The sequence below is a fragment of the Shinella zoogloeoides genome, from assembly GCF_020883495.1.
In the GTDB taxonomy this organism is placed as follows: Bacteria; Pseudomonadota; Alphaproteobacteria; order Rhizobiales; family Rhizobiaceae; genus Shinella; species Shinella zoogloeoides.
The window spans coordinates 257147-282175 of record NZ_CP086611.1 but is presented as its reverse complement, the minus strand read 5'-3'; the positions used below and the strand labels follow the sequence as shown (position 1 = coordinate 282175).

Below are 25029 nucleotides of genomic sequence, written 5' to 3'. Positions count from 1 at the left end.
CAACATTTTGCTTTTGATGCAGCTTTTAGAAACAAGGGAGGCATCAAGAATGCGAAAGTACGATGCTTTGATCGTCGGGGGCGGCCATAACGGGCTGGTCACGGCCTGCTATCTCCAGCGCGCCGGCCTCGACGTGCTCGTGGTGGAAAAGAACGGCTGGGTCGGCGGGGCGGCGACGAGCCGCGAGCTGACGCCCGGCTTCCTCTATTCCAACTGTTCCTATGTCTGCTCCCTCTTCCGGCCGGAGATCATGCGCGATCTCGAACTGCCGAAACACGGCCTGCAGGTCATCTCCTACGAGGGCGGCGCCGTCTTCACCCGCGACGGCGACTATCTCGCCTCCTACCGCGACCATGACAGCCACCGCCGCGAATTCGCCCGTTATTCGAAGCGCGATGCGGAGGCTTATGAGCGCTATGCCCGCGACGTGACGCGCCAGTGCCGCTTCATCCAGCCGCTGTTGATGCGCACCGCCCCCGACCCGTTCGGCTTCCGCCCGCGCGACATTTCCGAACTGCTCTATCTCGCGAAGAAATTCGGCGAGTTCAGCCCGCATGAAATGACCGAGACGCTGCGCTTCTGGACCATGTCGATCTCCGATTTCCTCGACGAATATTTCGAGACCGACGTGATCAAGGCCTATCTCGCGCTCTCCGGCATCATCGGCACCGCCCTCGGCCCGATGTCGCCCGGCACGGCCTATGTGCTGCTGCACCACTATATGGGCGAAGTGGACGGCTCGGTCGGAGCCTGGGGCTATGCACGCGGCGGCATGGGCGCGGTAACGCAAGCCCTCTCCCGCTCCTTCCTCGCCTCGGGCGGCACGATCCGCACCGATGCCGAGGTCTCGAAGATTTTGACGCGCGGCGGCCGCACCAGCGGCGTGGTACTCGCGAACGGCGACGAAATCCGCGCCGGCCTCGTCGTCTCCAATGCGGACGTGAAGCGCACCTTCCTCAAGCTTGTCGACGAGGACACGCTGCCCGGCGAATTCGTCCATCGCGTAAAACACTTCAAGATGCGCGGTTCCTCCGGCAAGGTGAACATCGCGCTCGACAGCCTGCCGGAATTCCCCGCTCTGCCGCAAGGCTCGACCTGTATTCGCGGCGACATGCACTTCACCGATTCCATCGAGCGCATGGAGCGCGGCTATGACGACTGGAAGGCCGGACGCTGGTCGGCCGATCCCTTCCTCGACATGATGATCCCCACCCTGCTCGATCCGACCATGACCTCGCCGGGCAAGCATTTCATGAGCTGCTTCGTGCAATATTGCCCACCCAAGGTGGAGGGCCGCGACTGGACGGATGCGGACCGCGACGCCTTCGCCGAAACCGTCATCAGCCAGATCGCCGACTATTCCCCCGGCTTCCGCGACCGCATCGTGCATATGGAAGTGCGCACGCCGCGCGAGATCGAGAACGAGGTGGGCCTGACCGAAGGCAACATCTTCCAGGGCGAACTCACCTTCGACCAGCTTCTCTTCAACCGGCCGGTGCCCGGCTATGCGCAATATCGCAGCCCGATTTCCGGGCTTTATATGTGCGGCTCCTCCACCCATCCGGGCGGCGGGGTGATGGGCGCGCCCGGCCGCAACGCCGCCGCCGAAATCCTGCGCGACCTCAAGCGCGCGCCCGAACAGATGAGCAAAGCCCATGACGTCATATGATGCCATCGTCATCGGCGCGGGCCACAACGGCCTCGCCGCCGCCACGCGCCTTGCCAAGGGCGGCCGCCGCGTCCTCGTTCTGGAAGCGGCGAACGAACCGGGCGGCGCGATGCGCGGCCGGGAATTTTCCCCCGGCTTCCGTTCGGCGGGCCTTGCCCATCTCGTCAACCGGCTGGACAGCGAGGTCGCCCGCGACCTTGGCCTCGACCTCGCTGGCGACGACCGACTGCTGCCGACCAGTGTTCTCGACGGCTCCGGCCGGGCCGTCACGCTCCACGGTGCCTATGGCGAAAGCATCGACGGCGTCTCCACCGAAGAGGAGGCCGCCTTCGCGGCGATGCGCAAGAAGCTCGTCTTCCAGGCCGGCCTTCTGAAGCGGTTCCTGCGCCGCCCGCCGCCGCAGATCGGCGCAATCTCGCTGGGCGATCTTTCCACCTTCGCAGCGACCGGCTTCAGCCTGATCCGCAAGGGCCGCAGCGAGGGCCGCGATTTCCTGCGCATGCTGCTGATGAACGTCGCCGACGTTTCGGACGAATACCTGACCGACGATTGCCTGAAGGGCCTCCTTGCCTTCGATGCGACGCTCGGCATCCATCTCGGCCCGCGCTCGCCCACCTCCCTGCTCGGCCTCTACTACCGGCTGACCGGCGACGTCGCCGGCCGGACCGGCGGCCAGTTCGTGCCGAAGGGCGGCATGGCGAGCATCGCCCCCGCCTTCCTCAAGGCGGCGGAGAAGGCCGGCGTCACCATCCGCTGCGGCGCGCCCGTCGGCCGCATCCTTGCCGATCGCGGCCGGGCGAGCGGTGTCGTCACCCGCGACGGCGCGGAGATCACCGCGCCCGTCATCGTCTCGGCCATCCATCCACAGACGACCTTCCTCCACCTCGTCGACCCGGCCGAAAGCGGCACCGGCTTCGTGCGCTCGGTGAAGAATGTGCGCAGCCACGGCAATGTCGCCAAGCTGGACCTTGCGTTGGACACCATTCCGAATTTAGAAGGTCTTTCAGCCGACGCCCGAAGCGGACGCATCGTGCTGGTGCGCTCGATGGAGCAGGTCGAAACGGCCTTCAATCCGGCGAAATACGGCGAATTCTCCCCCGATCCGGTGATGGAGATCACCCTGCCGAGCCTTGCCGATCCCCCGCTCGCGCCTTCCGGCGGCTGCACGCTGTCGGCCCTCGTGCAATACGCGCCCTATCGCCTCAAGGCGGGCTGGGAGGCGGGCAAGCCGGCCTTCCTCAAGATCGTGCTGGAGACGCTGGAACAGCATGCCCCCGGCATCGGCAAGTCCATCGTCGCCGCCGACCTGATGACGCCCGTCGATATCGAGGCGGAATACAACCTGCCCGGCGGCCATTGGCATCATGGCGAGTTGCAGGCCGACCAGCTTCTCGTCAACCGGCCGACAGGGGCTGCATCCGGCTACAGCACGCCCATAGAGGGGCTTTATCTTGCCAGCGCCGGGGCGCATCCGGGCGGCGGCATTTCCGGCCTGCCGGGCTGGAACGCGGCCCGCCATATCCTTTCGGGAGCCAGGGCATGAACGCCATGACAAAATCCGCCTCGGACCTGCGCCGCGCCGCACGCGACCATATTCGCACCCCGCGTCTCGAAACGCCCTTCCACGAACGGCTGATGGCGCTGAGCGAGGTCAACGACTGGTACGACTGGGCCGGCTACAAGGCCCCCCATTCCCTTTTCGACGCGGAACTGGAATATTTCGCCATCCGCTCCACCGCCGCGCTCTTCGATATCTCGCCCATGGTGAAGTACCGCATCACCGGCCCGGATGCCGAACGCTACCTCAACCGCCTGACCCTGCGCGATGTGCGCAAACTCGCCGTCAACCGCGTGCACTACACCGCCTGGTGCGACGATCACGGCCATGTGCTCGACGACGGTACGCTTTTCCGTCTCGGCGAACAGGAATTCCGCCTCTGCTGCCAGGAACGCCACCTGCCCTGGCTGCTCGACAGCGCTTTCGGCTTCACCGTCGATCTCCACGAGGAAACCGAGGAAATCGCCGGCCTCGCCCTGCAAGGCCCGACCAGCTATGCCGTGTTGCGCGACGCCGGCTTTGCCGGCGTGGAGCGGCTGAAGCCCTTCGACATCGCCGCCTTCCCACATGACGGCGGCGAGGTGACGATCTCGCGCACGGGCTTTACCGGCGACCTCGGCTACGAACTCTTCTTGCCCCGCGCCAAGGCGCTTTCCCTGTGGGATCGTCTCTGGACTGCCGGCCAGCCGCACGCCATCCGCGCCATCGGCTACGGCGCGCTCAACCAGACGCGCATCGAGACCGGCTTCATCGTCGCCAATGCGGATTTCGTGACCGCCGAAGCCGCCTTGCGCTCCGACAGGGTGCGCATGCCCGACGAAATCGGCCTCGACTGGCTGGTCGACCCCGACAAGCCCAACTTCAACGGACGCCGGGCGATCCTCGACGCACGGCGCAACGGAACGCTCAAGCATATCCTTGTCGGCCTCGAGATCGAGGGCAACGTCCCCGCCGAGCACGCCATCGTCTACTATCGGAAAAAACACGAGGCCGGCCTCGTCACCGCCGCGATCTGGTCGCCGACGGCCAAGCGGAATATCGCCATCGCCAGCCTCGAACGGCCCTACGGCTCGAAATTCACCGAGGACCTCTGGGTGGAAATCTATGCGCTGCGCGAACTGAAATACCAGAAGTTGATGAAGCGCGCGAAGATCGTTCCACGCCCCTTCGTCAAGCTAGCGCGCCGCACGGCGACCCCGCCGGGCCTTCGCTGATGGACGAGGAAACCCGCCGCAACTGGGAGATCGTCTCCCTGCCGCCCGGTGCCGAATGGTCCGGGCGGGCGCGTTATGCGGCGGCCATGTTTTTCTGCCAGCGCGGCGAGATGACGCCCGAGGTGCTGGAGGTCTACCGCATCTGTTCGCGGCTCGACGCGGAAGACCCCGTCTCCGTGCTGAAGCGCTGGCGGATCGGCGCCGACTGGATCGAGAAGCTGGCGGCCCACCGGGCCGCCGGCTAGCTCAGAGGTCCTTGGCGAGCCGCAGCGCGTCGTAAATCGCCGCGTGGGTATTGCGGGCCGCAACGGCATCGCCGATGCGGAAGAGTTGATAGGCCCCACCGGGATTGCGCTCGACGGTCTGCGGCGCACCGGACAACAGTTCGTCGTAGGAGACCTCGCCGAGATTCTTCGAACCGGGCTTCAGCTCGAAATAGAGATCGTCCAGCGGCACGGTGCCGTGATTGACGACGATCTGGTCGACGACGCGCTCCTTCGAAACGCCGCCGTAATCGCTGCCGACATGGGCGACAAGCTGGTTGCCGCGCCGTTCCGCCGCCTCCAGCCGGTAGGTGACGGTGAAAGCCGCGTCGAGCTTCTGCAGCGCGCGCATATAGGGCACGAGGTTCATCGCCATGACCTCCGGCGCGAAGGCGCGGTCCGGCGTCATGATTTCCACCTTCGCTCCGGTCTTCGCGATGACCTCGGCCGCCTGCAGCGCCGCATGGTCGCCGGCATCGTCATAGACGAGCACGTTCGTTCCCGGCTTCACATCGCCGGAAATGATATCCCAGGAGGAGACGACCAGTTCGTTGCCCTTGGCCAGCACCTCGGTATGCGGCAGACCACCCGTCGCGACGATCACGACGTCGGGCTTTTCCGCAAGCACCGTATCGGCCTCCGCCCAGGTGTTGAAATGGAAAGTAACGCCGAGCTTTTCGCACTGGCTCATGCGCCAGTCGACGATGCCGATCATCTCACGCCGCCGCTCGCTCTGCGCCGTCAGACGAATCTGCCCGCCGGGATTGCTCGCCGCCTCGAAGACCACGACCTCATGCCCGCGCTCGGCGCAAACGCGCGCCGCCTCCAGCCCCGCCGGCCCCGCGCCGACGATCACGATCTTCCTACGCACATCAGCCTTCGCGACGACATGGGGCATCGTTTCCTCGCGGCCGGTCGCCGCATTGTGGATGCAGAAGGCAAGACCGCCCTGGTAGATGCGGTCGAGACAGTAATTCGCGCCGACGCAGGGGCGGATATCGTCCTCGCGTTTCTCGATGATCTTGCGCACGATATGCGGGTCGGTCATGTGCGCGCGCGTCATGCCGATCATGTCGACCTTGCCGGCGGCAATCGCGTGACGGGCGGTCGCGACATCCTGAATCTTGGCGGCATGGAAGGTCGGGAAATCGGTGGCGGCGCGCACCTCGCCGGCGAAATCGAGGTGCGGCGCGCTCGCCATGCCCTGAATGGGAATGACGTCGGTGAGGCCCGGATCGGTGTCGATATGGCCGCGGATCACGTTGAGATAGTCGATGAGGCCGCTTTCCTTGAGGCGGCGCGAGATTTCAAGGCCCTCGGCCTTGCCCGTGCCGCCGGGAAGACATTCGTCGGCCGTGTAGCGCACGCCGAGGATGAAGTCGTCGCCCACCCGTTTGCGCATCGCCCGGAACACGTCGAAACAGAAGCGCATGCGGTTATCGAGCGAGCCGCCATAGGGGCCGTCGAGTTCGTTGGTGAGCGGGGAAATGAACTGGTCGATGAGATGGCCGTAGGCCTCAAGCTCGACGCCGTCCATGCCGCCCGCCTTCATGCGCTCGGCGGCGTCGGCGAAGTCCTTGACGATGCGCTCGATATCCCAGTCTTCCAGCTTCTTCGGAAAGGCGCGGTGCGCGGCCTCGCGCTGGTGCGAGGGGGCAAGCACCGGCAGCCAGTCGCCCTTGTCCCAGCGCGTGCGGCGGCCGAGATGGGTGAGCTGGATCATGATGGCGGACCCCGCCTCATGCACGGCGTCGGTCATCTGGCGGACCCACGGCACGATCTCGTCCTTGTAGGCGAGCAGGTTGTTGAAGACGGGCGGGCTGTCCTTCGATACGGCCGCCGAGCCGGCCGTCATCGTCAGCGCCACGCCGCCCTTCGCCCGCTCCACCGTATAGGCCCGATAGCGCTCCTTCGGCATGCCGTCCTCGGGATAGGCCGGTTCGTGCGAGGTGACGATGATGCGGTTGCGCAGGGTCAAGTGCTTCAGGCGATAGGGCTGAAGGAGGGGATCGTTCGACATGCGAATGGCTCCGGCTGGGGTGATGCCGCAACGCTAAGACAAAATGTACACTTATGTCAATATTAAGAACATCGATGTACAGTCCCTTGTGACCGGGCGGCCGATTTGCTACGAGCAGGCATGGAACAGGCGACGAACGACAGCGGCTGGCGCGGCTCCCACGAGGGATGGCTGGAGGCCGCCTATGACGCCCTGCTGGAATCCGGCGTCGAGGCCGTAAAAATCCTGCCGCTCGCCAAGCGGCTCAATCTTTCCCGCACGAGCTTCTACTGGTTCTTCAAGGACCGGGAGGAGCTGCTGGCCGCGCTCGTGGCACGCTGGCGGGAGAAGAACACCGGCAACATGGTCAGGCGCTCCGAGGCCTATGCCGAGACCATCGCCGAGGCGATGCTGAACGTCTTCGACTGCTGGCTGGACAAGGACCTGTTCGACGCGCAGTTCGAATTCGCGGTGCGAAGCTGGGCGCTGCAATCGGAGGATATTCTGGAAGAGGTCCGGCAGGCGGATCAGGCGCGGCTGGAGGCGCTGAGCCGCATGTTCATGCGTTTCGGCTTTACGGAAACGGCCGCCGACGTGCGCGCCCGCACGACCTATCTGGTGCAGATCGGCTATATCTCCATGCAGTCCCGCGAGGATATCGCCACCCGCATGAAGCGCATTCCCGACTATATCGCGATCTATACCGGCGAGATGCCGCAGCCACGCGAACTCGACCGCTTCTTCGCCCGTCACGGTTACAGGCCGGACTGAGGAAGGCACCATGGCAGAACGACGCTACGGCGAACCCGCGCCACCGATCACCGAGACTATCGCCGGGGCGGACTGGTACGGCAGGGAGTTGGAGCGCGAGCACCATGAAAGCACGCTCTTTTCCGACCTCGATTTCACGGACGGGCGCAATGTCGGCAGCGTCTTCAATGCCTGTACCTTCCGGCGCGTGCGCTTCAGTGCCTCCGTGCATGAAAGCGCGGCCTTCGTGAACTGCACCTTCATTTCGTGCAATTTCTTCGACAGCATCCTCACCGAATGCAAGTTCGTCGGCAGCATGTTCGACCGCTGCGCGTTCGACAACATGAAGGTCGTCAACGGGGACTGGTCCTTCACGGGCCTGCCCGGTGCGGACCTGCGCCGCGCGACATTCAGCGGCACCCGCCTGCGGGAGACGGACCTGACGGGCGCGATCTGCGAGGGCGGCTCGATCCGGGATGCGGACCTCTCCGGCGCCTGGCTGCACGGCGCCGATTTCTCGCGCTGCGACCTGCGCGGCAGCGACCTGACGGCGATCGAGCCGGAAAACGTCAAGCTCAAGGAAGCGATCATCACGATCGATCAGACGATCGTCATCGCCGAAGCTCTCGGCTTCGATGTGCGCCGGAAATAATCCCGGCGCGGCGGAGCCGCCTTACTTCCACTCGTAGGCTTTGGCGCCGCGGCAGGGCCGTTCCATCACGAAGGCGGACCTGTCTTCCGCCGCGGACACATATTGCAACGCGTCCGCCTCGTCGTTGAAGCCGACGAAGACCATAAGCATGGACCGCGCGCTCGGCTGGCCCTTCTTGCGATAGGAGAAATTGACGGCGCAATGCGGATACCCGGCGTCCAGCGCGCGCGCCTCGCCCTCGCCCGAAAGCGCAACGAACTGCCCCAGCGAGAAGAACCGGTCGAGCGCTGCGAAGGCCGAAGCCTGCGAAAGCTGGCGGTTGTCGCCGCTCTCCGTCGAGCGGCCATAATACAGGCTGTCCGTCTGCCCCTTGCGCCGCTTCGTCTCGTAGACGACCAGCCCGCCCGCCGCCGCCAGTTCCAGACGCACATCGAAGGTCTGGAAGAGATCGGGCCGACGATCCAGTTCGCCGAACAGGGTTCTCAGATCCGCAACGTAATCGGCATAGAGCGCAGCCATCATGGGTTCCGTGCTGGTGGAAGACGCGTTTCCTTACACGGATGGACGGGCATGGCGCAACGGCTCGCCCGCCTTGCGGACAGGCTCTTTTTTGCAGGTTGCGGCATCGTCCCCACCATGCAAGTATCCCTGCGTCAGTTCATCTCAAATCACGCGCACCGGATGCAGCGGCGGACAGGTATGGCCGCCGATGGCGGTCCCGTGCCGTCCGTGCTGCAGGGAGGCCACCGTGACCGTTCTCAACGCCATCATCGATTTCCTGAACACCATCTTCTGGGGCTATGTCCTCATCTATGGATTGATCGCGGTCGGCATCTACTTCACCCTGCGCCTCGGCTTCATCCAGTTCCGGCATTTCCCCGAACTCTTCCGCTCCGTGATGAAGGCCCCGGCCAGCGACGCCAGCGGCATCACGCCGTTCCAGGCGCTCTGCACCAGCCTCGCCTCGCGCGTGGGCACGGGCAATCTTGCCGGCGTCGCCGTCGCCCTCTTCCTCGGCGGGCCGGGCGCGCTGTTCTGGATGTGGGTGGTCGCGGCCGTCGGCATGGCGACAGCCTATTCCGAAAGCGCGCTCGCGCAGCTCTACAAGATCACCGATCATGACGGCCAGTATCGCGGCGGGCCGGCCTTCTACATTTCCCGCGGGCTGAACGCGCCATGGGCCGGCGTCATCTTCTCCGTCTGCCTCATCATCGCCTTCGGCCTCGTCTTCAACGCCGTACAGGCCAATTCCATCGCCGACGCCATGCAGGGCGCCTTCGGCATCGACAAGCTGTGGGTCGGCGTCGCGCTCGCCGTGCTGACGGCGGTGGTGATCTTCGGCGGCATCCGGCAGATCGCCCAGGTCGCCGAATATGTCGTGCCCTTCATGGCCGTCGCCTATCTCGGCATGGCGATCTATGTCGTGCTGGCGAACATCACCGAAGTACCAGGCGTCATCGCCCTCATCGTCAAGAGCGCCTTCGGCATCGAGCAGGCAGCCGGCGGGGTGGCGGGCGCCATGCTGAATGGCGTCAAGCGCGGCCTCTTCTCCAACGAGGCCGGCATGGGTTCCGCGCCCAATATCGCCGCCGTCGCCACGCCCTCGCCGCACCATCCGGCCAGCCAGGGCTTCGTGCAGGCGCTTGGCGTGTTCATCGACACGATCCTGATCTGCACGGCCACAGGCATCATGATCCTGCTCTCCGGCGTCATGACGCCCGGCTCCGAACTCACCGGCACGCCGCTGACGCAGGAGGCCATGGTCGCCCATATCGGCGAGGCCGGCCGCTACTTCATCGCCATCGCCATCTTCTTCTTCGCCTTCACCTCGATCATCGGCAACTACGCCTATTCGGAGAATGCGATGGTCTTCCTGAAGCTCGACAACAAGGGAACCATCGCCGCGCTCCGGGTCTGCGTCCTCCTCATGGTCATCTGGGGCGCCTATACGACGGTGGCCGTCGTCTTCAACATGGCGGATGCAGCCATGGGCCTGATGGCCTCGGTCAATCTCGTCGCCATCGTACTGCTTTCCGGCACCGTGGCGAAGCTGACGAAGGATTACTTCGACCAGAAGAGGGTCGGCGAGCCGCGTTTCGATCCCGAAGCCTATCCGGAACTGAAGGGCAAGATCGAGCACGCCATCTGGGCGCGAAAGTAACCGTTGGAAAGCCGCCCGCCGGCACGCAAGGGCGCCGGCGGACGTATCATCCTATCGCTCCCGGAAGGCCCGGGCGAACTGGTCGGCCAGCGGCTTGACGAAGTAGGAAAGCGCCGTCCTGCGCTCCGTGGAGATGAAGACTTCCACGGGCATGCCGGGCAGCAGCCGGGCGGCGCCGAGCTTGTCCAGTTCCTGCGGCGTCACGTCGATCCGGGCGAGATAGTAGGTCTCGCCCGTCGCCGGGTCGCGGCTGGTCGCGGGCGATATCTGGGCGACGGTTCCCGCCAGCTCCGGCGTGGTGCGCTGGTTGAAAGCGGAGAAACGCAGGCGCGCGGCATGGCCGGCGGCGACCTGATCGATGGACGCGGGCGAGATGCGCGCCTCGATGGTAAGCCGCGCATTGTCCGGCACGATGGTCACCAGCACCTCCGCGGGGCTGACGACACCGCCGACCGTATAGACCTTCAATTCATTGACGACGCCCGAGATGGAGGCGCGCAGGTCCGTGCGCGACAGGCGGTCCTCGATGGCCGTCCGCCTGTCCTGAAGCTCTGAAAGCTTGGTCACCACGAGGCCGAGTTCGCGCTGCGCCTCGGTCCGCGCCTGCTCGTCGACCGTGCTGATCTGGATGCGGATCTCGTTCTTGCGGGTCCCGGCGCGCGCAATGGCGGCCGTTATCTCGCCGCGCTCGCCGGCAAGGCGCGCCTGGTCGCGCCCCACGGTGTAGAGGCGGCCCTGCTCCACGAGCTGCTTGCGAACGAGGCGCTGCATCTTCTCGTGCTCGGCGGAGATCAGCGTGATCTCGTCGCTCTTGGAAACACGCTGGGCCTCCAGGCCTGCCATCTCGTCGTCGATCTGGGCTATGCCGAGGTCGAGCTGCTGCTTCTGGCTGCGGCGATGTTCAAGATTGCCCTCGAAGAGCCGCGTTTCGCCCGCCATGGCAATGTCCGCCTCAGGCCCCTCGGCCATCAGACCCTGCGGAAAATCGATGCGGGAAAGGCCGTCGCGCTCGGCAAGGAGCCGGGCCTTGCGCGCGCCGAGATCGATCATCTGCGAGCGGACGATGGACAATTCCGCCTTGGTCTGCGCGTCCTCCAGCGAAAGCAGCACCTGCCCCTCCTCCACGAAATCGCCCTCGCGCACGGCGATCGCGCTGACGATCCCGCCGTCGCGGTGCTGCACGGATTTCAGCTTCTGGTCGACGGCGACGGAGCCGGAGGCGATGACCGCCCCGGTCAGCTCGGCAGTCGCCGCCCAGCCGCCGATACCGGCCAGAAGCAGGACGGCGAGCGAGAGACCCGCCGCCATATGCCGGCCGAAACGGAACGGCCGCTCGTCCTCCTCTTCTTCGAGCGGAGCGGGATGGATGCTGTTGGGCTTCATCATCATGGCCATGTCCCCTTGCTATGCTGCGTCGATCCCTGCGGCGTTCAGGCGATGGCCTCCACGATGACCAGCGCATAGCGTCCGTTGAGCAGGATGGTGGTTTCGTAGGTGTCGTCGCGGTCGAAGTCGGCCTCGATGACGGTGTGGTCGGTCGCCGCCGTCTCGTTGTATTCATTGCGGTAGCGGATGCGCACGTCGTCCTCGTCGACATGATCGCCATAGATCTTGGCGAACTCGTTCTCGAACTCCTCGAAGACCTTTTCGAAGATGTCGTATTTCTTCATCCTTACCTTGTCGCCCGCCTTGAAATCGGCGATCTCGCAGACCGCGACCGCGGCGACCGGCTCCTGGGTGAATTCGAAGATGTTCCGGCCGAGCCCGCCTTCGAGAAGCGCGGGCGCTTGCGCGCCGGCCAGAAAGTGATCGTCGCCCGCCCCGCCGATGGCAGCCTCGAAGCCCGAAATCGTATCCTCACCAATCTCGATGCCGGAGGCCGTGCCGTTGACGAGGTCGATGAAGACATCCTCGATGGCGGCGGAGTAGTCGAGCGTATCGCTCCCCTCGCCGCCGTCGTAGATGTCCGCCACCGCGTCGAGAGCGGCCACGACGCGGTCGTCGCCGGCGCCGGCCTGCACGACATCCATACCGGTCCCGTCGTGGATCACGTCGCTGCCCGCGCCGCCGAGAAGGACGTCGTCGCCAGCATCGCCATGAAGCTCGTCATCGCCGGCCTCGCCGTCGACCCGGTCGTTGCCGGCATCGCCCCGGGCGATATCGTTTCCTTCGCCGCCCATGACGATATCGTCGCCCGCACCGCCGGAAAGAACGTCGTCGCCGGCATCGCCGAAGAGAATGTCGTCGCCGTCCTCCCCGAACATCCGGTCATTGCCCTCGCCACCGGAGAGCCGGTCGTTGCCGGCCCCGCCGAAGACGATGTCATGGCCGAGGCCGGCAAAGACCGTGTCGTGCCCCTCTCCCGCCACGATATGGTCGTCGCCCGCGCCGCCGAAGATGGTGTCGTCACCGCTGCGCGCGTCGATATTGTCGTTGCCGTCGCGGCCGTCGATCGTATCGCGGCAGACCGAGCCGAGAATCCGGTCGTCGGCATCCGTGCCGATGACCACGTTTTCCGACACGACCTTGAAAATCGCCCGCTGGGTGACCGAGAGCGCCCCGTCGGTCACCTGATAGGTGATCGTGACGAGACCTTCCATCTGCGCCGCCGCCTGGAAGACCCATCCTCCTCCCGCCGACGCGGTGAGGCTGCCCGAGGAGACCTGAAGATTGCGGATCGCCAGCGTATCGCCGTCGGGGTCGGAGGCGTTGCGCAGAAAGTCCGACAACGAGATCGCCAGCGCAATGCAGCCGGTGACGTCCATGAGATAGACCGGCCCTGTCACGCGCGGCGCGCGATTGGTCGGATCGTCGTCGTCATCGTCATCCTCCTCGTCCACGACGCGCGGCGGCGGATCGTCATCGTCGTCGATGTCCGGGATCGTGCCTCCACCCGGAGCGCCGCCGCTCCGCCTGTTGTCGTTCGCCGAATCCGTCGGAACGAAGGGGAGCGAGGGGTCACGCCACGCCAACGGCTTTTCCGGCGCCAGGAAATCCGAAAGCGACACACCCGGCGGCACGGGGGCCGAACCGCCGAACAGCTCGATGATCTGCGCGCTGGCCGAACCCACGGTGCCGTTCGACAGGATGGAGCCGGTCGTCATCTCATCGTCCGGCTCCTCCGCCGGCCGCGCGGCGGCGAGCGGTTCGATTTCCTCCATCGGCTCCTCCGCCTCGCCCGCCGGCGTCCTGTCGTCGACAGGCTCGAACTTTTCGGCGCGCGGCTCGGTCAGCCAGACCGGCAGCATGGATTTCAGGTAGAGGACGAGGCCTATGAGGAAGAGGAGAACCACCTTCGGGCCATGGGACTGCCGGTCCATGCTCTTCAGGAGGTAGCGACTTGCCGAGGGCACCTGCTTCGGCTCCGTCTGGGTGCCTTTCGCTTCGATGATCATGCCAGCAACCGCGCGGAAACCTGTGCGCGCCTTTCCTTCTTGCCATCGGGATCGACGGAGGGGTCCATGCGGCGCTGCTCGCCGCCGAGAATGCTCTCCTTCGGGCCGAAGGCGGTCAATTTTCCATTCTGCACCACGGCGACGAGATCGACGGCCGCAAGCGCGCTGGGACGATGGGCGATCACCACGACGATGCCGCCGCGTGCCCGCACGCCCTGGATGGCGGCGGCGAGCGCCGCCTCCCCTTCGCCGTCGAGATTGGAATTCGGCTCGTCCAGGATCAAAAGGAAGGGGCTGCCATAGAGTGCCCGGGCAAGCCCGATGCGCTGGCGCTGGCCGCCGGACAGCGCCGCGCCCAGCGGGCCGATGCGGCTGAGATAACCTTCCGGCATGCGCACGATCATCTCGTGTACGCCCGCAGCCTGGGCGGCCTCGACGACATGGCGCGAGTCGGCCTCGGCATTCAGCCGCGAGATATTCTCCTCGACCGTCGCATCCATCAGGGACACGTCCTGCGGCAGGTAACCGATATAGTTGCCCCGCGCCTCGTCGCACCATTGCTCGAGCTCCGCATCGTCGAGCCGCACGCTGCCGCGCAGCACCGGCCAGACGCCGGTCAGCGCCTTGACCAGCGTCGTCTTGCCGCCGCCGCTCGGCCCGATGATGCCGACCGCCTGCCCGGCCTTCAGCTCGAAGCTGACATCGGCCAGCAGCACGCGCCCGGACGAGGGAGCGGCCACGGTGATGTTCTCCACCTTGAGCGAGCGGACCGGCACCGGCAGGGGCATGGGCCGGCGCGCCTGCGAAAGCGCCACCACCGTCTCCTTGAGCCGGTTGTAGGCGGCCCGCGCGGAAACGAAATTCTTCCAATTGGCGATTGCCAGATCGATGGGGGCGAGCGCCCGGGCGGAGGCGACGGAGGCGGCGATGATCGCCCCGGCCGACAGTTCCCCGCGAATGGTCAGGTAGGCGCCGAGGCCGAGAACGGCCGATTGCAGGATCATGCGCAGGACCCGCGAGATCGCGCCGAAGGTGCCGCTGATGTCGTTGGTGCGGGTCTGCAGCCGCAGATGCGCATCGTTGGCCTTGTCGAAGCGCCGCACCGCCCGGCGCGCAATGCCCATGGCCTTGAGGATATCGGCGTTGCGCGCATTGGAATCGGCGATGGTGTTGCGGTTGATCACCGCCTCGTGCAGCGCCTTGGTGGAGCGGCGCGTCATCAGCTCGGTCACGACCGTCAGGATGGCGAGCACGAAGGCGCCGCCGATCGTCAGCGCGCCGAGGAAGGGGTGCAGGATATAGACGAAGGCGAGGAACAGCGGCATCCACGGCAGGTCGAAGAGCGCGACGGGACCCTGGCTGCCGAGGAAGCCGCGAACCGTATCGACATCGCGGCCGCGCTCCAGCGCCTCGGCGGTGGAAAAGCCGAAGCGCGGCATGTCGACCGCGACTTCGTGGGCGAGCGGCGCGATCTTGCGGTCGAGCTTTGCGCCGACGCGCACGAGGACCTGGGAGCGGATGATGTCGAACAGGCCCTGGAAGAAGTAGAGGCCGACGGCAAGCAGGGAAATGGCGAGCAGCGTCGCCACGGAGCCACTTGCCAGCGCCCGGTCATAGACCTGCAGCATGTAGATGGAGCCGGTCAGCGCCAGCATGTTGATGATGCCGGAAGTGGTGAAGAGAAAGAGGAAGACACCGCGAAATCCCCGGGTGAGCTGTTCGGCTCCCTTGCCCAGCGATGCGGCCCTGGCGTCCTTGGCGTGCATGTCGATATCCCCTGAACCGTCCTTGTGTTGCTGGACGGGACCGCCGAACGAGATACTTATCGGCGGCCCCGCGGCTCTGGTCTCTGCGGATCAGAGGTTGAAGTCGCTCTGCGCGAGGTTATGGGTTCCCTTGATGCTGATCTTGAAATCGGCATCGGCATTGCCCGTGGTGTTGCCGGAAACCACGGTGTAGTCGCCGTCTGCGCGGGTCTCGTAGGTCACCAGCAACTGGCCCCGGTCGGTGAAGGCGCCGGTGACCAGCGTGAAGGCCTGGTTGCCGTTCGTCGTACCGTTGGCGTCCATGCCCGACAGGTCGAGCCGGTCGCCGGGCTGGAAGCCGAGGATCGTGTCGCCGTTGGCGTCGGCCGCCGAGAGGAAGCGGAAGGTGTCGTTGCCGGCCCCGCCGTCCATGATGTTGACCGCCGCGCTCGCCGTGATCGTGTCGTTGCCGGAGCCGGTGACGATGTTCTCGACGTTCCAGAGCGTGTCCGTGCCCGTCTGGGCGGAGGAGACGCTGCCACGCGTCATGTAGCCCGTACCGAGATCGGCCGTGATCGCCGCGGTGATCGCCGCCATGTCCAGCGTGTCGACGCCGCCGCCGCCATTCATGTCGTCGCCGTAGTAGGTGTCGTTGCCGTCACCCGCTTCCGCGACGAAGAGGTCGTTGCCCTCGCCACCGAACACCGTGTCGTTGCCGGCGCCGGCATTCACCAGGTCGTCGCCGCCCTGGGCGAGAATGCGGTCGTCCCCGGCCTCGCCATAGACCATGTCGGCATCCGCACCGGCGAAGACATCGTCATTGCCGGCACCCGCGAAGATGACGTCGCGGCCATCGCCGCCGTCGGCGAAGTCGTCGCCCGCCCCGCCGCGGATGATATCCGCGCCACCGGCGCCGGTCAGGACGTCGTCGCCCTCATGGCCGATGATGGTGTCCGCACCGGCAGCGCCCGTCAGGACATCCGCACCCGGCGTTCCGACGCGGACCGAAGGAGATGCCGGCGGCACGACGACGCCGTCATCGTCATCGTCCGGCGTGTCGTCATCGTCGTCGTCCTCGTCATCGCCGCCACCGGGGGTGTCGTCGTCCTCATCGTCGTCGCCATCATCATCGTCATCTTCGTCGCCGTCATCCTCCTCATCATCGTCGTCTTCGCCGCCGTCATCATCCTCGTCCGGCTGGTCGTCGTCCTCGCCGTCATCGGGATTGCCGCCGTCGTCCTCATCTTCATCATCCTCGCCGTCGTCGCCGCCGTTGTCGGGCGTGTCGTCCTCATCGTCGACATTGCCGAGGATGTCGTCATCGTCGCTGTCGCCCGCATTCGAACCGTCGGTGTCGAAGACGTTTTCCGGCAATCCGGTGAGGCCCGTGTTGCGCTCGATGATCTCGGCGAAGGTGACGTTGTTCTCGCCGGTGAACATGGAGTCGTCGAAGATCTCCAGATAGTAGAGCTTGTCGCCGTGCTGCAGGCGGTTGAGCTGCTCCAGGAAGATATAGCCGAAGGTCGAGCCGAGCTGGCCGGCCACCGGTTTTTCCATGAGACCGCCGACCCACAGGTCCATCGTCTCGAACCCTTCGGGATAGGCCTGCTGAAGCTTGGCCAGCATGGCGACGGAGATGCCGTTGCGCTGGGCGAAGTCGGCCCAGCCCGTATAGGGGCGCAGCGCCGTCAGATGGGTCTTGTCGTAGAGTTCGGCGCGCACCGTATTGAACGGTGCGATCCCCATGTCCCGCCCACGGAAGATGTTGAGGGCGGCAAGGTCCAGCGGACGGCCGACGAGCTGGTTGCGCAGCGCGTTGACCACATCCACGTCGATGGCCTGATGCGGCACCTCGACCGAGCCGGCAATCAGCGCGTCGATGCCGAGGCTCGACAACTGGCCGGGGTTCAGGAAGGCCTGGACCAGCGAAATCTGCTGGAGCTGGCCGTTTCCGTCCACATAGCTGACCGTCTCGTTGAGCATCGAGTGGCCGAAGCGGTAGGCCGCCTGGGAGAACTCGACGGAGATGGAGGCGTCGACATCCGGGTCGTAGCCCTCGAAGCCGTGCTCGTCGTCGCCATCGAAGCCGCCGGCCATGGCGGTCGCGAATTCGGTGAAGACCACGCGCTGGTATTCGGCGATGTTCATCATCCGGGCCGCTTCGAAATATTCGGCCTCGGTCCATGCGCCGTCGGTCTGCTCCTTGATCTGGTCGACCCAGTAATTGTGGTTCCTGGCCCAGATCGTGTGCATGGACGTCAGCATCACGTTCTCGTTGGCCCGGCCGTCACCGGCGATGAAGTAGTGGCCGATGGCGTCGAGATCGAGCTGACCCGGGCTGGAATAGACCGGGATGAAGTCGATCAGCAGGGGCTGGCCGGAGCCGTCGAAGTTGGAAATATCCTCCGAGGTCAGTTCGCCGCCGCCGGTCATCACGCGGTAGTTGTCGCGCAGGTGGCTGAGGGTGGGCAGCAGGGCCCGCCCCGTGGCGTCCACGTCGCCCGCCAGCAGGTAGGCCGTCTGCACGGCCTCGCCATTGCTGCCGACCTCCCATTTGCGCAGGACATCCGTGATCGCATTGTTCGAGCCGTAGGCCTGGTTCTGGTCGACATAGGGCGAGGTGTTGTTGATGTACTCGGCCGGAATGCCGTTGACGCCCGTGCCGGGCACGATGTTGGAGCGCGGCGCGTCTATCGGGAACGAAGAGGAGCCGATGGCGACATAACCCGGCTGCCCCTTGGCCACGAAGTCGAGGCCATGGTCAAAATACTGGCCGAAGAAGGTGAGCAGGCTCGTTCCGCCGAAGCTGTTCGGAATGCTCTCCTCGACGCCGTTGCCGTCATTGTCCTGATTGGACAGGATGTCGGAGATTTCCCGCGGGGTGAGCGCCGTCTGGCGGATTCCCGAGGCGCCGTCCGTATAGTGCGCCTCCGTCAGCCGGATGAACGGATTGCCGCCAGCGCCCCAGTGGGGATGTTCGGCATTGTTGCCGTAACCGGAGGAATCCCGGTCGAAGGCGGGATCGCGCACCATGTCGAGCAGGTCTTCCAGATCCTCGTCGTCGAGAGCCGTTCCGCCGGTCGACGGACCATTCTGGAACTGCGGCGGCACCGTGCCCGTGAAGGTGATCGAATGCGTGCCGTTCGAGAAGGTCTGCGTGCCGTTGCCGTTGCTGGTCAGCGTATAGCCGGAAATGTCCTCGCCCGGCGCAAGCTGGATGACATCCTGCGGGCGCACATTGCCGATGACCGTATCGTTGCCGCCATTGGAATGGAAGACGATGCGGTGGGCCGAGGACAGGCCCGAGAGGTTCACGACGTCGTCGCCGCTGCCGCCGTTCAGCGTGATCGTGCTGGTCAGGAGGCTGGTCCCGCCGAAATTGCCGACCTGGTTGAACGTGTCGCCGCCGCCCATGCCGTCGATGACGATTTCCTCGATATTGTCGAGCTCGGCGACGATCGCGGCATTGTTGGTGCCGCCGCGGGCGATGATGATTTCGGTGTTGACGTTGAGTTGCGCGGCCGTGTTGCCGGCAAGCGCGAGCCAGGCGGCGCGCGTGTAGATATTGTAGGTTTCCGCGGTCGCATTGCCGATGACGCGCATGGTGTCGACATTGCCGCCGCCGTCGACGATATCCCGGCCATCGCCCGCGTTCCAGACGATGAGGTCGTCCCCAGCGCCGCCAGCGATGATATCGTTGCCGCCGCCAGCCATGATGATGTCGTTGCCGCCGTTGCCGTTGAAGGTGGTTCCGGCCGCGTCGCCGAGCAGGATTTCAGCACCGTTGCCACCATTGGTGGGGGTCGCGTCTATCTCCACGCTTACATTGGCGGTATCCGTCGCAGCACCGTCCGAGACCGTGTAGGTGAATTGCCGGTCGGCGGTCGTCGTGCGCGTCACATTGACCATGCCGGCCGCGAGGGCGACGGCAAACTGTGTCTGGTTGTCGGTCACAGCCGTGACGTTCAGCGCCTGCCCGTCGGCATCGGTGTCGTTGGCCAGAAGCATCCAGACCGGAACGCTGAAATTGCCGGAAAAATTAGTCAGGATGGTGTCGTTGCCCGCATTGGGCAGGTCATTGACCGGAACCACATTGATCGTCGTGGTCGCGATATTGCTGTCGAGGAACCCGTCGTTGACGGTGACCTGGATGACCCGCGGGACGCTGCTCGGGGTCTGCGAATTGTTGCGGAACTCGATTGCCTGAAGGGCGGCCTGCCAGTTGGCGATGTTCGGTTCGTTACCCGTGAGGGTCACGACGATCTGCCCGCTGACGGTCTGCACGCTGCTGTTGATATTGCCCGGCAGATTGCCGGGAATATCGAAGCTGTCGCCGGCCTGCGCATTGGTCAGGACGACCCGCGCCGAAACGATCCGGTCGTTCTCGACGATCAGCGGATTGCTGGCGATGGGGACATCGGCCCCGGTCGCGGTTCCATTGCCTTCCGTGAAGGTTGCCTGATAGTGCACGTTCTGCGCGGTGACGCCGACAATGCTGAGATTGTCGACCCAGGCGACCTCGTTGGCATCGTTGTCCATGGCCGAAACCGTGAACCGGATGAACGCACCGGCCGTGAACGGGCCGGTCAGGGCCAGCGTGCCGGTGGAGGTGTTGGTCCCGGATGCGCTTGTGATGGTTGCAAGGGTCTGCATGTTGGCCGGGTTCCCATCCCGGGAGAACTGAACCAAGACCGTCTCACCGGCCTCGATGTTCTCGCCATAGTCGAAGGAGACGGTGGCCGAGACCGCGCCGGCCAGCCCGGCGACACCGCGCTGGATGACCGCGCCGTCACCGACGCCCTGGCTAGCGCCGTCGAATTCAAGCCGGCCGTTGCTGATGCGGATCTGGCCATTGTCCGAGGTCGCGCTTCCATCGTCGCCGCTCTCGGCCCAGTCATCGTTCCAGATGCCATCATTGTCGGTGTAGCTCTGCGAGCCGAAGGTTTCCGAGCGCGTCGCCATCACACGCTGCAGGGAGAGCTGCGGCGGGGTGAACAGAACCACCTGATCGCGGAATTCCAGCCGCTCGATGTTGCGCAGCGTATCGGTGCCGTCCGAAATCAGCGGACGACCGGTCACGGCATCGTCGATGTTGCTGACATTCACATGCGTGACCGTCACGGTGCCGTCGCCATTGGCCGTGATCGTGTAGTTGAAGCTGCCGTCGGCGTTCTGCAGGTTGTCGTTGAACACGGCAGTATCCATATCGGCCGCGTCACCGTCATTGGCGATGATTTCACGCACGATATGCATCTGGCTGGGGGCTATCTCGCGCGCGGCGAGCAATTCGAACATCGTCTTGCCGATCCAGGCGGTCGGAACGAAGGCGCCCTCGGTGCCGGTGAAGGTGTGCTTCAGCGAGTAGATCGTGGCGATCTCGTTGTCGGCGTCGTTCTCCTCGCCGGCACCGACGATGCGGATGCGGACATTGAGGCGCGCATTGCCGTCGATGAAGTCGTCGCCGCCGTTGCCCTGCAGGTGGTCGCTGCCGCCGCCGCCGAGCAGGATATTGCCGCCGGTGAAGGCCACGATGCTCTCGCTGTTGCCCTCTGGCACATCCGCCACCAGCTCGCCGAGCAGCGCGCGAAGGCCCTCGATACGCGAGAGGCCGGCCTGGCTGAGTTCGTCCTTGAAGAACAGCGTCTCGGTGTTGTTGACGGTCGGCACCGCCGGCAGGTCGCCGGCCGCCCGGTCGTCGCCGCGCAGGTTGTCGTTGCCGTCGCCGCCCGAGAGCGCCTCGACCTTGTCGAAGCGGTTGCGCAGGATATCCTGTTCCTCGGTCGTGAAAATGCGGATGCGCATGTCGGCGTCCGCATCGAACTGCGCGCCCTGATAGCTCGCCCAATCGAAGCCGAACATGCCCTCATTGCGCATGACGCTCTCGCCCTGGACCATAATGTCGTCGCCCGATTCCGCATCGAAATCGTGCTCATCAGAGCCGGCGAACATCACGTCATGGCCGAGAATGGTCGAGTTGAAGAACAGTTCGGAATTGTCGCCGGCCGTGGTGTCGAAGCCGCCGCCGGCTTCCAGCCAGTCGTCGCCCTCGTTGCCGAGCAGGAAGTCCGCGCCGTCGCCGCCGAGCAGGAAGTCGTCGCCCTCGCCGGCGAAGATTTCCGTGCTGTCCACGCCGGCGAAGACGACGTCCTTGCCCTCGCCGCCCGTCAGGATGTCGAGGCCGCTGGAGCTGGAGATAACGTCGTCGCCGGCGTCGCCCTTGATGAAGTCGCCGTCGTCGCCCTCGTCGAGGATCACGTCGTCCCCGGCACCGCCCATGATGAGATCGACGCCCTGGCCGCCTTCGATATAGTCGTTGCCGGCATCGCCCCAGATGGCATCGTCGCCGACATCGCCGATCAGCACGTCGCGGCCAGCCGAGCCGCCGAGCACGACATGCTCGCCGCCGAAGAAGCGCAGATAGTTCTGGTAATAGCCCTGGAAGGCGGTCGGCATGTCGCGTTCCACCTTGGTAAGGCCGAGCGCTTCGAGCACCGCATCGTTGCCCAGCGGGTCCTTGCCGGCCTCGGCACCGTTATAGTCCTGCTGATACTGGACGTTGACCTCGAGGACATGGTCGTACTTGGTGAAGGAATCGATGCCGATATGGTGGCGCACCTCGTCGTCCGCCGTGCCGCGAATGCCGTCGGCGCCGGGCATGGTGATGTCCGTATTGGCCATGATCATCTTCGAGAAGGCGTTGTTTTCCAGCGCATCGACAAAATTCAGGCCCTGGGTGCGGGTCAGGTAGTAGAAGCGGTCGGCATCCTGCAGCGCCTCGAGCTGCGCTTCGAAGATCGCCGTGAAGGTGGAGCCGAGCATGCCGCCGAAGAGAAGGATCTTCTCGGCAAGGCCGCCGATCCACAGGTCGACATTGTCGAGACCGCCCTTGTCGCCGGCATACTGGCCTGCGCCATTGATGAAATCGAGCCGGTCGGCGATATCGGACGCCGTGACGCCGTCCGCTTCCACCCCGAACACCAGTTCCCAGGCGACGGCGCGCTTGTCGGCAAGCGTCTGCGCGGCGGCAATCTCGGCATGGGTGCCGTAGGCCGCGATGAAATTGACCACGGAGAGCGGGTTCTTCAGGCCGACGGCGAACTCGGTCCAGTTCGCATAGGGCTTCAGGAAGCTGTGGCCGGTCGCGGCGAAAAGCTGCTCGCGGGCCTGGTTGAGCGAAGGCATGCCGGTGTCCCGGCCGCGGGCGATGTTCATCGCGGCAAGGTCGAGCGGCAGGCCGAGCAGGTTGTTGCGCAGGGCATCGACGACGAACTCGTCGATGGCGTTGCCGCGCACGTTGGTCATCCCGCGCACGATGGCCCCGGCAGCCTCCTCATGCGAGACGCCGCCGTCGCGGTCGAAGTCCACCGGGTCGAGGAAGGCCTTGATCAGGCCCTCGTCGACGACGTCGAGATGGTTCGTCGCAGCATCGGCGGAGAAGAACGCCCGCGGCAGGCTGTCCGTGAGCATGGAATGGCCGAAGCGGTACACGACATTGGCGAATTCGGCGAAGATCGCCGGATTGATGTCGGTCACCGAATTGAACACGAAGGGATCGATGGCCGGCTGGATCTTGCGGGCGAACTCCTCGAAGACGAGATGCTGGTACTGCATCTCCGTCGCAAAGCGCGCGGCCTGGAAGATGCGCTCGCCATCCCAGACCAGAGCACTGTTCTCGATATAGGCGTTCTTGTCGATCGGGCCTTGCAGGCTGGCCTTGATCGACGCCAGCGTGGCCGCGTCGATATCGACCGCCAGCCATTCATTGACGAAGGCAAGGTCACCCTCTTCCAGAATGGTCAGCTTCTGGATCACCGTCTGGCGATTATGCTCGGAGTGGAAGATGTGGTGGACGGCGGTGAGGCCGAAATTCTCGTTGCCGCGCCCGTCGCCGGTGATGAAGTGGCGGCCGAGCAGCTCGTCGTCGTACTGGCCGGCGGGCAGCGGGGTTTCAGTTCCCGTGATCTGGCCGTCGGCATTGAGGTCGTTCACGACATTGTCCGCATCGGCCGTCTTCAACGTGCCCGTCTGGCTGTTGAACGGATTGGCGGTATGCGCGATGTCGTCGAGGAAGGCGTGGCCGATGCGCAGGGCCCCGGCCGCGAACGTGTTGACCGGGGTCGCCAGGCTGGCTGCTGCCAGACCGGACGGCGTGCCGTCCGGGTTGATTCCGGTGACGATCTGCGGCAGGCCATTGGCGCCGCGGATGAATTCGCCATAGGCGTCCGTGTGGATGAGCGGGATGTTGAGCACATCGCCGTCGGTCAGTTCGATGCCCAGAAGGGTTCTTGCCTGCTCCTTCACGTCGGCCCATGTGGCAAGCCCGCCGTCCTGTCCGCCCAGCAGCCGCCCCGTGGCGACGGGTCCGTTCGGCCCCATGACATATTCGCGCAGGAAGACCTGATGGGAGGCATGCGAGGTATAGGTCTGGTTCTGGTCGACGAAGGGCGTTGTCGTGTTGCGCTGGGTCGGCACGCCGTTCTCGTCGAGAACGGTCTCCGAGCGCGTCAGCACCATGAAGCGCATGGAGGCGGGCAGGTCGTCGGCAGTGTTGAAGACCCCGTCTGCCCCGGCGATCAGCGGATCGTCGGCTTTCAGCGGAATGAAGATCGAGCCGTTGCCGCCCTTGCTGATGAGGTCGAGGCCATGGTCGAAGAACTGGCCGAAGAAGGTCATCCAGGCGTTGAACGGCGCGGAGATGCCTTCGTCGGGCGCAACGTTCGGGATGACGAGCGAGCCGTTCTGGATGACCAGCCCCTTGTCCTCGGCGAGCGCGAGGAAGCCCGCATTCGGGTCCGCGGCCAGAGCATTGGCGTGGTCGAGTGCAAGACCGCTCTCGGCCAGATCCGTGGCCGCATCCTGTATGGCGTCGATGAGGCCGGCTATCGCAGCCGGGTCCGCGTTGGCCGCATAGGCGGCCGTCGCACCGTTCAGCGCCGTCATCGCGGCATCGAAGGCTGTCTGGGCGGCTACGACCATGGCGGCGGCCTGCGCCTGCGTGACGCGTGCGGCCATCAGTTCCGCCAGGTCCGCATAGGGATCGGCGGATTCCGCGAAGACGAGCGCCGCATAGAGGGCTGCCGGATTGTTCGCACTCATGTCCGCAACGAGGTTGGAGATGACGCGCGGGTCGCTATCCACGACATTGCCGGTATGGCCGCCATTCAGGCCGCTACCGGGGAAAGTGGCCACACCATCGACGCCGTAATCGGTGTTCGTGACCGGGCCAAGCGGGCCGGGGCCGAAAGAGAACGGCGTTTCCGCGCCGCCATCGATGTAGTTCGGGTCGAGGTAGCGCGGCATCGGCTGGTCGGCCGCTCCCCACAGTTCACGCCCTTCCAGGAGGTTGTTGTAGCTGCCGTCGACCGTCCGCAGGCCGAAGGGCGTCTTGGCATCGGGAACGGCGCGCGGGGCCGTCGCGTCGAAGAGATCCTCATCGGTGTACCAGGCGCGGTCCGTGATGGGGACGCCCTGGGCATCCAGCCGGATCTCGGTGAGCGGCGTACCGTTGGAGTGGGCTTCGGCGATCTGGATCTGCTTCAGGATGAAAGCGAGATCGTGCTGGTTGAGATGAATGGCCATGATACGCTCCCTGCCCCCTCGGCCTGCAAACGGGCCGCGGGCGC

Annotated in this window: 13 protein-coding genes; 7 read left to right on the top strand and 6 right to left on the bottom strand. The window is 65.2% G+C overall.

All coding sequences use genetic code 11. The annotated features are described in order from the left end of the window. Positions 1-49 precede the first annotated feature (49 nt). From K8M09_RS20840 to K8M09_RS20825, 4 genes are read left to right on the top strand one after another with little or no spacing between them, the layout of a single operon-like run. Complete coding sequence (locus tag K8M09_RS20840; protein ID WP_160787474.1) at positions 50-1669, top strand: phytoene desaturase family protein; 1620 nt, start codon at positions 50-52, stop codon at positions 1667-1669. Next, the gene (locus K8M09_RS20835) at positions 1656-3212 is read left to right on the top strand and encodes a phytoene desaturase family protein (protein WP_160787473.1); all 1557 of its coding nucleotides are present in this window, start codon (positions 1656-1658) and stop codon (positions 3210-3212) included. Before K8M09_RS20840 ends, K8M09_RS20835 begins: the two co-directional genes overlap by 14 nt. After that, positions 3209-4441: an aminomethyltransferase family protein gene (locus K8M09_RS20830; RefSeq protein ID WP_160787472.1), complete on the top strand. Its 1233-nt coding sequence runs from the start codon at positions 3209-3211 to the stop codon at positions 4439-4441. The genes K8M09_RS20835 and K8M09_RS20830 overlap by 4 nt, the downstream gene beginning before the upstream one ends. Then, positions 4441-4686, top strand: a complete 246-nt coding sequence (locus tag K8M09_RS20825) for a hypothetical protein (RefSeq protein WP_160787471.1) — start codon at positions 4441-4443, stop codon at positions 4684-4686. Before K8M09_RS20830 ends, K8M09_RS20825 begins: the two co-directional genes overlap by 1 nt. A gap of 1 nt (position 4687) precedes the next feature. Here the strand turns inward: K8M09_RS20825 and K8M09_RS20820 are convergent, their stop codons facing one another. Further along, the gene (locus K8M09_RS20820) at positions 4688-6724 is read right to left on the bottom strand and encodes an NADH:flavin oxidoreductase (protein ID WP_160787470.1); all 2037 of its coding nucleotides are present in this window, start codon (positions 6722-6724) and stop codon (positions 4688-4690) included. Between the two features lie 120 nt (positions 6725-6844). Here K8M09_RS20820 and K8M09_RS20815 point away from each other — a divergent pair, with 120 nt between their 5' ends. Then, positions 6845-7474 (top strand): TetR/AcrR family transcriptional regulator, encoded by a 630-nt coding sequence (locus K8M09_RS20815; RefSeq protein ID WP_160787469.1) that lies wholly within the window; start codon positions 6845-6847, stop codon positions 7472-7474. A 10-nt stretch (positions 7475-7484) separates the two neighbouring features. Then, a complete protein-coding gene (locus K8M09_RS20810) occupies positions 7485-8105 on the top strand; it encodes a pentapeptide repeat-containing protein (RefSeq protein ID WP_160787468.1) in 621 nt (206 codons plus the stop codon). 21 nt (positions 8106-8126) lie between these two features. Here the strand turns inward: K8M09_RS20810 and K8M09_RS20805 are convergent, their stop codons facing one another. Next, the gene (locus K8M09_RS20805) at positions 8127-8627 is read right to left on the bottom strand and encodes a hypothetical protein (protein ID WP_229342485.1); all 501 of its coding nucleotides are present in this window, start codon (positions 8625-8627) and stop codon (positions 8127-8129) included. Between the two features lie 226 nt (positions 8628-8853). Here K8M09_RS20805 and K8M09_RS20800 point away from each other — a divergent pair, with 226 nt between their 5' ends. Further along, complete coding sequence (locus tag K8M09_RS20800) at positions 8854-10266, top strand: alanine/glycine:cation symporter family protein (protein WP_229342484.1); 1413 nt, start codon at positions 8854-8856, stop codon at positions 10264-10266. Positions 10267-10317: 51 nt separating this feature from the next. Here K8M09_RS20800 and K8M09_RS20795 read toward each other — a convergent pair whose 3' ends face one another. The 4 genes from K8M09_RS20795 to K8M09_RS20780 all read right to left on the bottom strand — a co-directional run bounded on the left by K8M09_RS20795 (position 10318) and on the right by K8M09_RS20780 (position 24985). Next, positions 10318-11649, bottom strand: coding sequence for an HlyD family type I secretion periplasmic adaptor subunit (locus K8M09_RS20795; RefSeq protein WP_407697096.1), 1332 nt, complete (start codon positions 11647-11649; stop codon positions 10318-10320). Between the two features lie 47 nt (positions 11650-11696). Then, positions 11697-13661, bottom strand: coding sequence for a calcium-binding protein (locus K8M09_RS20790; RefSeq protein WP_206366693.1), 1965 nt, complete (start codon positions 13659-13661; stop codon positions 11697-11699). Beyond that, positions 13658-15427, bottom strand: coding sequence for a type I secretion system permease/ATPase (locus K8M09_RS20785; protein ID WP_160787465.1), 1770 nt, complete (start codon positions 15425-15427; stop codon positions 13658-13660). Before K8M09_RS20785 ends, K8M09_RS20790 begins: the two co-directional genes overlap by 4 nt. 90 nt (positions 15428-15517) lie before the next feature. Further along, positions 15518-24985 (bottom strand): peroxidase family protein, encoded by a 9468-nt coding sequence (locus tag K8M09_RS20780; RefSeq protein WP_229342483.1) that lies wholly within the window; start codon positions 24983-24985, stop codon positions 15518-15520. Between the last annotated feature and the right edge of the window lie 44 nt (positions 24986-25029).

Coding starts and splice junctions, on each gene's coding strand:
- K8M09_RS20840 (WP_160787474.1), top strand. CDS start 50: ATGCGAAAGTACGATGCTTTGATCGTCGGGGGCGGCCATAACGGGCTG.
- K8M09_RS20835 (WP_160787473.1), top strand. CDS start 1,656: ATGACGTCATATGATGCCATCGTCATCGGCGCGGGCCACAACGGCCTC.
- K8M09_RS20830 (WP_160787472.1), top strand. CDS start 3,209: ATGAACGCCATGACAAAATCCGCCTCGGACCTGCGCCGCGCCGCACGC.
- K8M09_RS20825 (WP_160787471.1), top strand. CDS start 4,441: ATGGACGAGGAAACCCGCCGCAACTGGGAGATCGTCTCCCTGCCGCCC.
- K8M09_RS20820 (WP_160787470.1), bottom strand. CDS start 6,724: ATGTCGAACGATCCCCTCCTTCAGCCCTATCGCCTGAAGCACTTGACC.
- K8M09_RS20815 (WP_160787469.1), top strand. CDS start 6,845: ATGGAACAGGCGACGAACGACAGCGGCTGGCGCGGCTCCCACGAGGGA.
- K8M09_RS20810 (WP_160787468.1), top strand. CDS start 7,485: ATGGCAGAACGACGCTACGGCGAACCCGCGCCACCGATCACCGAGACT.
- K8M09_RS20805 (WP_229342485.1), bottom strand. CDS start 8,627: ATGATGGCTGCGCTCTATGCCGATTACGTTGCGGATCTGAGAACCCTG.
- K8M09_RS20795 (WP_407697096.1), bottom strand. CDS start 11,649: ATGAAGCCCAACAGCATCCATCCCGCTCCGCTCGAAGAAGAGGAGGAC.
- K8M09_RS20790 (WP_206366693.1), bottom strand. CDS start 13,661: ATGATCATCGAAGCGAAAGGCACCCAGACGGAGCCGAAGCAGGTGCCC.
- K8M09_RS20785 (WP_160787465.1), bottom strand. CDS start 15,427: ATGCACGCCAAGGACGCCAGGGCCGCATCGCTGGGCAAGGGAGCCGAA.
- K8M09_RS20780 (WP_229342483.1), bottom strand. CDS start 24,985: ATGGCCATTCATCTCAACCAGCACGATCTCGCTTTCATCCTGAAGCAG.